This is a genomic window from Microbacterium sp. sgz311019 (assembly GCF_056135325.1).
Genome location: NZ_JBWAXO010000005.1, coordinates 173091 through 186509 on the forward strand (window position 1 = coordinate 173091; position 13419 = coordinate 186509).

General features: G+C 69.9%; 12 protein-coding genes. 10 read left to right on the top strand and 2 right to left on the bottom strand.

What is annotated here, in order from left to right; all coding sequences use genetic code 11:
- The first annotated feature begins 6 nt into the window (after positions 1-6).
- The 6 genes from AC0NZN_RS09770 to AC0NZN_RS09795 all read left to right on the top strand — a co-directional run bounded on the left by AC0NZN_RS09770 (position 7) and on the right by AC0NZN_RS09795 (position 6157).
- Positions 7-1188 (top strand): Gfo/Idh/MocA family protein, encoded by a 1182-nt coding sequence (locus AC0NZN_RS09770; protein WP_474592269.1) that lies wholly within the window; start codon positions 7-9, stop codon positions 1186-1188.
- Between the two features lie 68 nt (positions 1189-1256).
- A complete protein-coding gene (locus AC0NZN_RS09775) occupies positions 1257-2258 on the top strand; it encodes a sugar phosphate isomerase/epimerase family protein (RefSeq protein WP_474592105.1) in 1002 nt (333 codons plus the stop codon).
- 58 nt (positions 2259-2316) lie between these two features.
- Complete coding sequence (locus AC0NZN_RS09780) at positions 2317-3288, top strand: sugar phosphate isomerase/epimerase family protein (RefSeq protein ID WP_474592106.1); 972 nt, start codon at positions 2317-2319, stop codon at positions 3286-3288.
- The gene (locus tag AC0NZN_RS09785) at positions 3285-4274 is read left to right on the top strand and encodes a sugar phosphate isomerase/epimerase family protein (RefSeq protein ID WP_474592107.1); all 990 of its coding nucleotides are present in this window, start codon (positions 3285-3287) and stop codon (positions 4272-4274) included. Before AC0NZN_RS09780 ends, AC0NZN_RS09785 begins: the two co-directional genes overlap by 4 nt.
- A 5-nt stretch (positions 4275-4279) precedes the next feature.
- Positions 4280-5161, top strand: coding sequence for a ThuA domain-containing protein (locus AC0NZN_RS09790; RefSeq protein ID WP_474592108.1), 882 nt, complete (start codon positions 4280-4282; stop codon positions 5159-5161).
- Between the two features lie 3 nt (positions 5162-5164).
- The gene (locus tag AC0NZN_RS09795; protein WP_474592109.1) at positions 5165-6157 is read left to right on the top strand and encodes a Gfo/Idh/MocA family protein; all 993 of its coding nucleotides are present in this window, start codon (positions 5165-5167) and stop codon (positions 6155-6157) included.
- A 22-nt stretch (positions 6158-6179) separates the two neighbouring features.
- Here the strand turns inward: AC0NZN_RS09795 and AC0NZN_RS09800 are convergent, their stop codons facing one another.
- Together AC0NZN_RS09800 and AC0NZN_RS09805 are read right to left on the bottom strand one after the other, a co-directional pair.
- The gene (locus AC0NZN_RS09800) at positions 6180-7625 is read right to left on the bottom strand and encodes a hypothetical protein (RefSeq protein WP_474592110.1); all 1446 of its coding nucleotides are present in this window, start codon (positions 7623-7625) and stop codon (positions 6180-6182) included.
- Between the two features lie 85 nt (positions 7626-7710).
- On the bottom strand, positions 7711-8973 hold the full coding sequence (locus tag AC0NZN_RS09805; protein WP_474592111.1) for an ROK family protein: 1263 nt from the start codon (positions 8971-8973) through the stop codon (positions 7711-7713).
- Between the two features lie 122 nt (positions 8974-9095).
- On the opposite strand from AC0NZN_RS09805, the gene AC0NZN_RS09810 reads away from it, so the two are divergent.
- The 4 genes from AC0NZN_RS09810 to AC0NZN_RS09825 all read left to right on the top strand — a co-directional run bounded on the left by AC0NZN_RS09810 (position 9096) and on the right by AC0NZN_RS09825 (position 13387).
- Positions 9096-10115, top strand: coding sequence for a Gfo/Idh/MocA family protein (locus AC0NZN_RS09810; protein WP_474592112.1), 1020 nt, complete (start codon positions 9096-9098; stop codon positions 10113-10115).
- Entirely contained in the window at positions 10112-10858 is a 747-nt protein-coding gene (locus AC0NZN_RS09815; protein WP_474592113.1) for a hypothetical protein, read from the top strand. The genes AC0NZN_RS09810 and AC0NZN_RS09815 overlap by 4 nt, the downstream gene beginning before the upstream one ends.
- A 101-nt stretch (positions 10859-10959) precedes the next feature.
- Complete coding sequence (locus AC0NZN_RS09820) at positions 10960-11976, top strand: VOC family protein (protein WP_474592114.1); 1017 nt, start codon at positions 10960-10962, stop codon at positions 11974-11976.
- Positions 11977-12100: 124 nt separating this feature from the next.
- Positions 12101-13387, top strand: coding sequence for an MFS transporter (locus tag AC0NZN_RS09825; RefSeq protein ID WP_474592115.1), 1287 nt, complete (start codon positions 12101-12103; stop codon positions 13385-13387).
- The last annotated feature ends 32 nt before the right edge of the window (positions 13388-13419 follow it).

The window sequence follows — 13419 nt, forward strand, 5'->3', positions numbered from 1 at the left end:
GTCGCGATGATCGGCTACGGCTTCATGGGCGCCGCGCACTCGGTGGGCTGGCGGCAGGCGCCGCACGTCTTCGATCTGCCCGAGGACGTCGAGATGGCGGTGCTCGTCGGCCGCAACGCGGATGCGGTCGCACAGGCCGCAGCGCACTGGGGCTGGGCCGAGTCGGCCACCGACTGGCGCGAGGTGATCGGCCGCGACGACATCGACATCGTCGACATCGTCACGCCGGGCGACTCGCACGCCGAGATCGCGATCGCCGCGCTGGATGCCGGCAAGCACGTGCTGTGCGAGAAGCCGCTGGCGAACTCGGTCGAGGAGGCCGAGGCGATGGCCGCCGCGGCGGCCCGGGCCGCCGCGCGCGGCGCGAAGGCGATGGTCGGGTTCACGTACCGGCGGGTGCCCGCCGTCACGTTCCTGCGGGACCTGATCGAGGAGGGCGTGATCGGCCGGGTGCAGCAGGTGCGGGCCGCGTACCGGCAGGACTGGCTCGTCGACCCGGAGATGCCGCTGGCCTGGCGGCTGCAGAAGGAGCACGCCGGCTCGGGCGCCCTGGGCGACATCGGCGCGCACATCATCGACATGACCCAGTTCGTGACCGGTCAGACAGTGGATGCCGTGTCCGGCACGGTGGAGACGATCGTGAAGCAGCGCCCCCTGCTCGAAACCGCTCATCGGGGCGGCTCGGGTCTCACGGGCACCGCGGCCGAGGGCTATGGCGACGTCACGGTCGACGACGCCGCCCTGTTCACGGGACGTCTGTCGGGGGGTGCCCTGGTCTCGTTCGAGGCGACCCGGTTCGCCACCGGCCGCAAGAACGCGTTGACGATCGAGGTGTCCGGTGACAGGGGCGCGCTCGCGTTCGACCTCGAAGACCTCAACAGCCTGCAGTTCTACGACCGCACCGCGCCCGCCGACCGGCAGGGGTTCACGAAGATCCTCGTCACCGAGGCGCAGCATCCGTATGTCGCCGCCTGGTGGCCGCCCGGGCACATGCTCGGCTACGAACACGGCTTCACCCACCAGGTCGTGGACCTCGTGGCCGCGATCCACGAGGGCACCGACCCGCATCCCTCGTTCGACGAAGGGCTGAGCGTGCAGCGTGTCCTGTCCGCCATCGAGGAGAGCGCGGCGAAGGATTCCTCGTGGGTGCGCGTCGGCGTGCCCGCATCCACATCCATTGGCGGTTGAGCGCGACTGCTCGGCGAGCGAGCCCCGCGCGGCGACACGTGGCGACCGCCACACACGAAGGAGTAGCAATGACGCGTCCGATCACGCTGTTCACGGGTCAGTGGGCCGACCTGCCGTTCGAGGAGGTGGCCCGCCTCGCGGGCGAGTGGGGCTATGACGGCCTGGAGATCGCCTGCTGGGGCGACCACATCGACGTCGGCCGGTGGGATGACGAGGAGTACGTCCAGTCCCGCAAGGACATCCTCGAGCGCAACGGCCTGAAGGTGTGGACGATCTCCAACCACCTCGCCGGTCAGGCGGTCTGCGACGACCCGATCGACGAGCGGCATCGCGACATCCTGAACGACCGGGTGTGGGGCGACGGCGAGCCGGAGGGTGTGCGGCAGCGCGCGGCCGAGGAGCTGAAGATGACCGCACGGTTCGCCGCGAAGCTCGGCGTGACCACGGTCACCGGCTTCACCGGGTCGAGCATCTGGAAGGCGGTGGCGATGTTCCCGCCGGCCTCCGACGAGTGGATCGCCGCCGGCTACCAGGACTTCGCCGACCGGTTCCACCCGATCCTCGACGTGTTCGAGGAGGTCGGGGTGCGCTTCGCGCTGGAGGTGCATCCGTCCGAGATCGCGTACGACTACTGGACCGCGAAGGCGACGCTGGACGCGATCGGGCACCGGCCCAGCTTCGGCATCAACTTCGACCCGTCGCACTTCATGTGGCAGCAGCTGGACCCGGTCGCGTTCATCCTCGACTTCGCCGACCACATCTTCCACGTGCACGTGAAGGAGTCCGTCACGAACCTGGACGGCCGCAACGGCGTGCTCGGCTCGCACCTGCCCTGGAACAACCCGCGCCGCGGCTGGACGTTCGTCTCCACCGCGCACGGCGAGGTGCCGTGGGAGCCGATCTTCCGCGCCCTGAACTTCATCGGCTACACCGGCCCGACGAGCGTGGAGTGGGAGGACGCCGGCATGGACCGCCTCCAGGGCGCACCCGAGGCCATCGCATTCGTCCGGGAGCTGAACGCCATCACCCCGCCCGCCGCCGCCTTCGACGCCGCCTTCTCGACGAAGTAGCCGGTCGCCCGGCCGGCGGGGTCGGCTCCTCTCCACTCACACGAAAGCAGACATGACGATGACGACGCCGACCACCGCGCCCCCGAAGATCAAGTGGAGCTACATGGACCACTGGCGCAGCCAGGGTCCGGCCGGCCCGATCGATCAATGGCACTCCCGGCTCGCGATGACCCGGTTCCTGCGTCAGGTCGCAGCCGTCGGATTCGACGCGATCGACACGTTCGACTTCCGGTTCTGGCAGATCCTGGAGCAGTACGGGTCCGTGGCGAACTACCAGGAGTTCGTGCAGGAGCAGGGGCTGGAGCGCATCGTGAACACGTTCCACGGCGTCTACTACACGCCAGAGCGGTACGCCCCGGAGGTCCCCGCGACCCATCCGACGATCCTCGAGGACTTCAAGGTGACGATGGACAGGTGGTCGGGCATCCAGCTCGACAACATCATCGTCATGCCGGGCTCGAGGTACTTCGACGAGGTAGGTGTCAGTGACGACGGGCTCAAGCACGCGGCCGACGTGTGGGGCGAGGTCGGACGGATCACGCAGGAGTACGGGGTCAACCTCACGTGCCACCACGAGTTCTACGGCGGCATCCGCACGCGCGCCCAGATCGACACGTTCTACGACTACGCCGATCCGGAGTACGTGAAGTTCTTCGTGGACACCGCCCAGCACTGCATCGCGGATGTCGACCCGGTGGACGTCTACGAGGCCCACCATGATCGGGTGACGGGGTTCCACTTCAAGGACACGCGCACGAAGGACGTGAACGAGGACTACCGACTCTGGCCGGATGCCGAGCTCTCGGCCGTCACGACCGAGAAGTGGTTCTACGAGATGGGCACCGCCGAGGGTCTCGTCGACTTCGAATCGATGATGCGCTCCGTGCGCGATCACGGGTACTCCGGCTGGATCAGCGTCGAGCACGACAAGGCCGACAAGCTCGGCGGCGACTACTCCGAGAGCACAGCGATCGCGCGGTGGTACGCCAAGAACGTGCTGGACGGCATCTACGAGGAGGGTGCGAAGTGAGCGGCATCCGGTGGGGCTACGCCCTCAACCAGTGGGACACCAACATCGATGCGTTCGTTCGCCGGCGCGACCACGAGCGGGCGTTCAAGACCATCTCGATCAGCGGGTTCAGCGGGGTCGAGCTGACGGCGGTGAGCTTCGGTCCCTGGGAGCCGTTCGGCAGCCCCGATGAGATCGCGCACCTCTACGGATCGCTCGAGGATCTGCGCTCGTTCCTCGCCGAGTGCGCGCTCGACGCCGTGAGCAGCTACGTCTACGACCCGTCCGTCGGCTTCGATGTGGAGATGGGCCGCGGTCCCGATCCGCTGGACCCTGATGCGCGCGAGCAGATCGTCGCCACCGCGCTGTGGTTCGCCGACGCTGTGCATCGCCTCGGCGGCGACGTCCTCGTCGTGCGTCCCGCCGGCTCCGCGTGGCAGACGGGCGCCCTCAGCGATGAGCAGATCGGCATGCTCGCCGCGCTCTGGGACGAGGTGGGCCGCCGTATCGCCGAGCATGACGTGCGACTGGCGCTGCACGTCGACTTCCTGTCCGCGCTGCGCCTCGAGGACGGCATCGACCGGCTCCTCGCCGCCACCGATCCCGACCACGTCGGCCTCGCGCTCGACACGGCGGAGCTCGCCGTCGCCGGCATCGAGCCGGTGGAGTTCTTCCGTCGGCATGCCGACCGCGTACGGCACATCCAGCTCAAGAACGCGCGCCAGGTCGTCGACGACGCGGAAGCGCTGACGCCCCACGCCGAGCAGTTCGTGCGCACCGAAGGCGGCGCCCGGCGGATCGAGCGCTGGTTCTTCGAGCCCACCGATGAAGGCGGACTGATCGACTTCGAGGCCTTCGCGCAGGCCGTCGCCGACTCCTCGTACTCGGGCTGGATCGTCGTCGAGTCGGACCAGAGCCCGCGGCCCGCCGAGAGCGCCATGGTCAGCGGCTGGTATGTGCAGAAGGTGCTGCAGCCGATCGTCGAGAGGCGCGTCGCCCGGGTATGAACGACATGGCACAGCACGAATCGGACGGTCTGCGCGTCCTCATCCTGTCGGGTCACATGACCCGCGAGCATGACAACGAGCACCGCAGCTTCCGCAGGCACAACGAGTGGATCACGACCCTCCTCGAGGACACCGGCCGCTTCACGGTGCGGGTCGTGGAGGATCCTCGGGGTCTCGGCGCCGAGATCATCGACAGGTACGACGTCGTGATCGTCGTCTTCGAGGGCCGCGACGGGTACCACGAGAAGGCGGTCGGCTTCGGCGCGGAGACGGATGCGGCGCTCCTGAAGTTCGTCCACGACGACGGCAAGGGCATCGTGTGGTTCCACGGATCCGCCGCTCAGGAGGACGACTGGGGGTACCCCGACGAGTACAACGTCATGCGCGGCTCGCGGATGACGGTCGCCGGCGGCCTGCGCCCGCGCCCGTGGGGTGAGGCGCAGCTCGACACCGTCGAACCGCGCCATGCCATCACCGAGGGCATCAGCGCGCGGTGGACGGTGACGGGCGACGACATCCTGACCGGCGTCGAGATCGCCGACGGCGCGCAGGTGCTGCTGACGACCTACGACGACCTCGAGTCGTACGAGAAGGCGCCGATCTGGCCGATGTCGCACTACCCGGTGGCGATCCCGCCGGAGGGCATCGCGGCCCTGCCCGGCATGAACACCGACCAGCCCATCGCCTGGATCAACGAGTACGGCGCCGGCCGCTCGTTCACGATCACGATCGGGCACGACATCGACACGTTCCGCCGGATCGAGTTCATCCGCATGTTCCCGCGCGGCGTGGAGTGGACGGCGACCGGCGAGGTCACCCTCGACGGCCCCGACCGGCGGGGCGACCGCCGCTTCCTGCCCTGGCCGTACTACAACCACGAGGGCTGACCGATGGCATCCGAACTGAGGATCGGCATCCTGGGTGCCGGCGGCATCGCCGAGCGGGCGATGGTCGAACCCTCCCGTGAGGTCGACGGCGCCCGGGTCGTCGCGATCGGCGCGCGCGATCCGGAACGTGCGCGGGCGTTCGCCGAACGGCTGGACCTGCCCAAGCACGGCGACTATGAGGCGATCCTGTCCGATCCGGACATCGACCTCGTGTACCTCGCGCTGCCGCCGATCACGCACGCCGAATGGGGAGTGCGTGCACTGCAGGCGGGAAAGCACGTCCTGTGCGAGAAGCCGCTGTCGGTGAACGGAACGACGGCCGCCGCGATCGCGGAGGCCGCCGCGGCGACAGACCGCCGCGCGTTCGTGGGCTTCCACTACCGCCTGCACGCGTTCACGCGGCGGCTGCTGGAGGTCATCGCGTCGGGTGCACTCGGCGACATCGAGCGCGTGGACGTCGACTTCAGCATCCCCCACTTCGTCGTGAAGCCGGGCAACATCCGCCTCGACGGAGACTTGGGCGGCGGCGCCGTCATGGACGTCGGATGCTACGCGGTCGACCTCATCCGCGCCGCCTGGGGCGAGCCCGTCGTCGAGTCGGCCGCGGCACGCCTGTACGAGGACGACCCGCGGATCGACCTCCAGACCGACGCCGTGCTGCGGCTGCCGTCGGGTGCGCCCGCGTACCTGCGGGCATCCTTCATCGGCGACGACCAGGGCGCCATGTCGCTGCGGATCGCCGGGTCGGCGGCTCAGCTGGAGGCCACGAGCGTCATCGTCCCGCAGTGGGGTGCGACGCTGCGGGTCACGGCGGGCGACGAGGTCGTGGTGGACGAGAAGGCCGCGGAGGGCGAGAACAGCTACACCCGCCAGCTGGAGCACCTCGTCTCGGTGCTCGCCGACGGCTCGCCCAGCATCCTCGACGCCGACCGGGGTGTGGGAACCATGCGCATCGTCGACGACATCTACCGGGCGGCCGGCCTGCAACCCCGCTGACTCCTCCCACCCGGGTGCCGTGTCATCGAGGTGGCAGAGCGGTCGCCGCGCCCTCCGCCAGCGCCCCACGGGCGAGGGCGAGGTGGGCGCGGGTGGTCGCGGTCGCATCGAGGTCGAGCCACTCGTGGCCGCCCCACTCGCTCGTGAGCGAGCCGCGCCAGCCGAGCTGTGCGAGCAGGGCGCCGAGGTCCCGGATCGGCGACGACACCCGACCGTCGGCGTCGTCGAGGTCCCAGAACTTGAGATGGAACGCCCCGGTGAGGGGGAGGATGCCGCGCAGGTCCGCCGCATCCGATCGCCCGAACCGCACGAGCAGGTTCATGTAGGCCGTGTGCACGGCCGGCGGTACTCCGCCGCTTCGCAACAGGTCGATGACAGCGGCGTCGGTCGCCGGATCGCGCCAGTCCGACTCGAGCGTGTCGACGAGGGATGCGGGCACCCCGCCCGCGCGCAGCAGCGCCAGGTAGCTGACCGGAAGCGCGGGCATCAGCATGCTGATGTCGACGAGCAGCCGGATGCGGGGGTCGTCGAGCCGGGCGATGGTCTCGTATGCGCCGGCGACCGACGGGTCCCCGGGCGTCTGGTGACCCTGCACCTCCTCGTAGAGAACGAGGTCGAGCTGCTCGAGGGCGGGCTGCAGTCGTTGGAGCAGCTCGAGGCCTGCCTGTCCGATGGGCAGGCGCACCCCCTGCGCGCCGAGGCGATGCGCGGCCCGCAGCTGCGGCATGAGGAAGGCGAGGCGCTCGTCCTCGCTGCGTCGGCGGGTCGCGTTGCGCCAGTCGTCGATGCTCGCGCCGACGATGCTGACGGATCCGCCGACGGCGGCGAGCGCCGTCCGCAGGGCGTCGGCATCCGCGTCCGTCGGGTCGGGGAACGATCGCCAGAGCTGGCCGAGCTCGACCTCGATGACGTTCGCGACGCCGTCGGCGACGATCCCGACGGCGATGTCGGGAGCCGGCCGGTCGGCCGTGATCACATCCGGCGTCCAGTTGAACGAGCTGGCGCCGAGCGTCCAGCCGCCGGGCAGTGCTGCGGACAGTTTCGATTGCGGCGCGATTCTCCGCGGTTGGGAGCCGTGCTCCGGACGCGCGGCGTGCGGCGCATCGAGAAGCAGGGCGGACTCCGCGTGGAACGGGAGCACGAGGGGGGCGTCGGGGCCGGCGGGCAGATAGGGGATGACGAGGCGGACCGACACCGACACGTCGTGCACGCCGGGGCTCAGCATCCGCTCACTGTCGAGCACGAGCCGGTCCTGCACGAACCACCAGCCGTCCTCGTCGCCGAGGTCCTCGGGCGCCACCGTGCGCCCGTCGAAGGACGCGACGACCTCGATGGGCCGGCCGTCGACGGCGACCGTGAGGCCCCTGACGCACGACAGCGGCAGCGAGCGGATCCACGGCAGGCACAGCCGCAGCGTGATCCCGTCGTCGGTCGAGGCCAGGGCATCGTCGCGCAGGATCGGCAGCATGCGGTCTCCTCGTGATCGCTACTTCAGATCACAACCTACACACTTACGTCTGAAAACAGAAGAAGTAGAGAATGGATGCGCGGGGTCAGAGCCCGCGGACGCCCTCGATCGTCGGCCGTCCGGAGGCGAACCAGCGGGGGAACGTCGCGTCGAACAGCTGCTCGATCGCGAGCTCGGCGCCGCCGCGCAACGGCTCGGTCACGTCGTTGTTCGAGGGCTGGATGACGAGGTCCCGCGTCGCGAGCGGGAGCGACAGCTCGTAGACCCGCTGGCGGACGCCGGCGAGGTAGATCTCTCCGGCGCTGGCCATCGCCCCGCCGATCACGATCACGGCGGGGTTGAACATGTTGACCAGCGCGGCGATGGACTCTCCCACGAGCCGCGCCGACCGCTGCACGAGCGAGATCGCCAGAGCATCACCGTCGCGCGCCGCCAGGCAGATCTGCTCCGGCGTGAGCGGTTCGCCGGCGTCGCGCAGAGCGGCGAGCGCTCCGACGGCGCCGTCGTCGATGGCCTTCTCGGCATCCCGCACGAGCGCCCAGCCGCCGGCCTCCGCCTCGAGGCAGCCGACCTTGCCGCAGCGGCAGGCCACCTCGGAGTCGCCGACGCGGACGTGCCCGATGTCTCCGGCCGCGCCGTTGGCGCCCCGGTGCAGGTGCCCGTGCGAGAGGAGCCCGGCGCCGATGCCCGTGCCCACCTTCAGGTAGATGAGGTCGACGGCGTCGTCCTTGCGGTGCACCCGCTCTGCGAGCGCCAGGATGTTCACGTCGTTGTCGACCCAGACGGGCGCCTGGAAGTGCTGCTCGAATCGGCGCCGCACGTCGAAGCCGTTCCAGCCCGGCATGATCGGCGGGGCGACGACGGTGCCCGACTCGAAGTCGACGGGTCCGGGCACTCCCACGGTCACGGCCCACACCGGGCGGCCGTCGGTGTCGGCGAGAAGCGTGTCGACCATGGCGATGGCGGCCTCGAGCGTCTCGGCGGGCCCGCGGGCGATGTCCCAGGCCCGGTGCGCCTGCGCGATGATCTCGCCGTGCAGGGACGCGACCCCGACGTGGATGTGCAGCGCGCCCAGCGCGCAGACCACGATGAGCCCGCGATCCGCGCGGAAGCCCAGGGTTCGAGGCGCGCGGCCGCCCGACGACGGACCGAAGGCGCCGTCCTCCAGGAAGCCCATGTCGATCGCGGCCTCGACGCGCTGGGTCACGACGCCGCGACCGAGCCCGGTGAGCCGTCCGATCTCGGGGCGGGTGGATGCCTCGCCTGTCCGCACCATGTTGACGATCCGCAGCAGGCTCGTCACCTCGTCCGTCTGTGCCCCGAAGCGCAGTGCCGACTCTCTGACCATGGTTGATTTTGACACAACTCCGCGCACCAAGTCGTCACAAACACCGTCACTATCGACGGATTGACATCAACTTAGGCATAATCAGAACAAAAGTAGGGAGTCGGATGTCTCGAGGAGTAGGCGTGCTGGGTGCCGGCCCGGGGGTCGCGGCACTCCATCTGCCGACGATCGCTCGGCTGGAGGGAGACTTCCACGTCGTGCACATCGCCGACGGGGGAAGCGGACGGGCACGCGCGCTCGCCGAGCCGCGCGGAGCGCGCTGGTCCAGCGGCGAGGAGGAGCTTCTGGCGGACCCCGACGTCGAGGTCGTCGCGATCTGCACGCCTCCGGCCGAGCACGCCAGAGAGATCCTGGCCGCCGTGAACGCCGGTGCGCGGGCCATCCTCTGCGAGAAGCCGCTGGCGACGACGATCCAGGATGCCGAGCAGGTCGTCGAGGCGTGCCGTGCCGCCGGCGTCGCGCTGATGGTCGGCACGAACCACCTCTTCGATCCGGCCTGGGGGAGGGCGAAGCACCACCTGGTGCGCCAGGGCGAGCGCGTGCGGACGGTTTCCGTCACCCTGGCGCTCCCGCCCAACGGGCGGTATCACGACCTGGTCGCCGAGGGCGGGCCGTTCATCGCCTCGCGCACCGGCGCGCCGGACCTCCACGATCCGCGGGTGGCGTCAGCGATGGTTCGCAGTCTCATCTCGGGCCTGGCCGTGCACGATCTGCCGGCGGTGCGCGACCTCGCGCCGGACTTCGAGCGGCTGGTCTTCGCCCGGGCGATCGCGCCCGTCGGCTTCGCCATCGGCTACATCGCGAGCGGAATCGGTGTGACGATCACGGCGCTCATGCAGCCCGACGGGCCCGATGCGCTCTGGCGCCTGTCGATCGGCGGCCTGCACGATCGCGTCGACGTCGACTTCCCGCCGGCGTTCGTGCACGCGGGAAGCGCCGCAGTGGCGGTGCGGCACGGCGGCGGGCGCGTGACGCGATACCGACGGGACGCCGTGGACGGCTACGAGGCGGAGTGGCGGGCGTTCGCAGCGCTCGTCGACGGGAGCCAGGCGGTGGAGTACGACGAGATCCTCGCGGATGCGCGCTACGCGCTGCGCATCGCAGACGCGGCTGCCGCGGCGATCAGGGAGAAGGCGGCATGAGCGACGAGAGGATGCCGGTCGCCGCCGACCTCGCCGCCTACCGCGTGGCCACGGTCGAGCTGACGCTGTCGACGCGCCTCGCCGAGGACCACGAGGGTGCGATCGTCGTCGTGCCCGGGCGGCCGGACTGGCCGATGGCCGCCGCCGCTGCCGCCGCCGCGGGCGCCGTGGCCGTGATCGTCGCGGAGCCGAGCCCCGCAGCCGAGACGGACGGGCTCGACGCCGACGTCCCGGTCCTGATCGAGCGGCGCCTGCTGCCGGACACGCTGCGCGGGGCGGTCGGCGCTCTCGCCGCGGTCGCACCCCGCGCCCTCGTGATCGAGGCGGCCGCAGCTCCCGCGGATGTCCGAGCGGTGCTCCGTGACGCCGTGGGCTGGGCGCGCGTGCTCGGCGGGCCGGTGGAGTCGGGGGATGCGGCATCCACCGACGCGTTCGTCCTCGCGCACGCGAGCGCCGGCGGCGTGCCCGTCACGATCACGGTCACCGTCCTCGCGGACGGCCAGGCCTCGCGCGTGCGCGCGACCGCCATCGGCGCGTCGACGATCGAGGTGGTCGTCGACCCGTTCGCCGGCACCGAGCACGTCGAGATCAGGACGCTCGATGGACGGATGCTCCTTCCCGCACGCTACGAATCGACGGCCCGGGCGACACTCCGCCGTGCCCTCGGCGTCGACGCGGGCTGCCCGGATCTCGACGAGCTGCGGACCGACACGAGGGTCGCCGCCGCGGTGCTTGCTGCATAAACCTCGGTGATGAGGCGGATAGGGAACCCGATCTTCCCTGATATCGCCCGAGCGCCGATCGTGGAAGAAGGCGTTCGCCTGGCACCTCGAAAGGATCGACGATGATCAAGCTCCTGTCCCACCTCTCGTACGTGGCGATCACCTCGCCCGACGTCGAGGCCTCCGTCGACTTCTACGTCGACCGGGTGGGCCTGACTGTGGTCGACCGGATCGACGGCGCCGTCTACCTGCGCTGCTGGGGTGACTACTACGCGTACTCGGTCGTCGTGCTGCCCGGCGACGAGCCGTCGCTCGACACGATGGCGTGGCGCACGTCGAGCCTCGAGGCGCTCGAGGAAGCCGTGTCGCGCATCGAGGCGGCGGGCGTGCAGGGCGAATGGGTCGATGTCCACACGATCGGGCGCGCATACCGGTTCACCGGCCCGTGGGGGCACACGATGACCCTGCACTGGGATGTCACACGCCACCAGGCGGAGGGCCGCACGGCATCCATCTACCCGGACCGTCCCGAGAAGCGCAGCACGGTGGCCGGCGCTCCGCGTCAGCTCGACCACGTCACGATCGCCGCGAGCGACGTCGACGCGTTCGCGGCCTGGTACAACGACGTGCTCGGCTTCCGCATCATGGCGCGCACGCTCCTCGACGAGGCGCCGATCTCGGTGTTCTCGGTGCTCACGACCAACGAGAAGTCGCACGACCTCGGCGTCGTCCTCGACGGCTCGTCGCGCGCCGGCCGGGTGAACCACTACGCGTTCTGGGTCGACACCCGCGAGGAGCTGCTGATCGCGGCCGACACACTCATGGAGCACGGCATCCCGATCGAGTACGGCCCGTCGATCCACGGCATCGGCGAGCAGAACTTCCTCTACTACCGCGAGCCGTCGAGCCTGCGCATCGAGCTCAACACCGGCGGGTACCGCAACTACGTGCCCGACTGGCAGCCCAACACGTGGAAGCCGTCGCTCGGCTCGAACAACTTCTACCGCAACGGCGCGATGCCGATGTCGATGACAGAGTCGTTCCCCGCCGCCGACGGCCCGAGCGCAACCGAGGAGGGGGTTCCGGACGAGATCCGCGAGGCGCTGCTGAACCCGTACGCGAAGCACGGCCAGGGCTGACGCGGGCTGTCCATCGGACTGCGCGATGGGTTGAATCACGGCAGCCCATAGGACCGGCCCCGCCCGGTTGGTACAAATTCGATGACCCCGGCCGCCCGAGCCGGACCGATGGCAAGGAAGCCTCATGACCTCACCCAGCACGACGACGTCGCGCGACATCGACACCTCGGGCCACGACTGGCCGAACCCGCGCCGTGGACTCCTCTTCTTCCTCGGCTTCGCGGCGATCGGCGCGGGAATGGCGCAGCTCGTGCCAGCGGTCCTGACGCTCTCGCTGAAGGCCGAGGCGATCGACCACAGCAACGCCACCACCGTCCTCTCGGTCGTGATGGCGATCAGCGGCATCGTGGCCCTCGTCAGCGCACCGATCTTCGGCCGGATCAGCGACCGACTGACCACTCGGCTCGGCCGTCGCCGTCCGCTTCTGATCGTCGGCGCCGTCCTCATGACGATCGGCGCCCCGCTGAGCTACTCGGCAGGATCACTCGGCATCCTGATCCTCGGCAACGTGCTGACATTCCTCGGCGTCGCCGCGGTGACCGTCGCCTGCACCGCTGTTCTGGCGGACCAGTACTCGCCCGACCGCCGCGGTCCCGCCTCCGCGCTGATCGGGCTGAGCCTCCCGGTCGGTGCCGTGATCGGTCTCTTCCTCGCGCAGCTCGTGTCAGGGAACCTGCTGGCGCAGTTCCTCATCCCGGCGGCCATCGGCGTCATCGCAGTGCTCCTGCTCGCACTGCGTCTGCCCGACCGCGCCATCACGAAGGCCGAGGTGCCGGCGTTCACCGCACGCGACTTCTTCGGCACGTTCTGGGTGAACCCGGTCACGCACCCGTCGTACGGATGGGCATGGTGGAGCCGTCTGCTCATCTTCTTCGGCATCGCCGCCGTGCAGGCCTACCAGGCGTTCTACCTGATCATCGCGCTGCACTTCTCGATCGCGACCGTGTCGACCGCCGTCTTCCTGTCGACGCTCGTGCTGACGGTGATGGCCCTCATCTTCGCCCCGATCGCGAGCAAGATCTCCGATCGCGTCCGCCGCCGCAAGCCGTTCGTCGTCGTCGCCGCGCTGGTGTTCGCGATCGGCCTGATCGTCGTCACGTTCGCGACCTCGTACCCGATGTTCCTCGTCGCGATGGGCATCATCGGTCTCGGGCAGGGCGTCTACATGGCCGTCGACCTGGCGCTCGTCAGCGAGATCCTCCCCGACCGCCACAACATCGCGAAGGACATGGGCATCATGGGCCTCGCGAGCACGCTGCCGCAGTCCATCGTTCCGGCCGTGGCGCCGGTGCTGCTGGCGATCGGCGCCTCGGCTGCCCACCCGCAGAACTTCCCGGCGCTGTTCCTCAGCGGTGCGATCGCGGGCCTCATCGGCGCGGCGCTCATCCTGCCCATCCGCGGGGTGAAGTAGCTCGACGCCCCCGGCGTTCATCCGTCACGTTC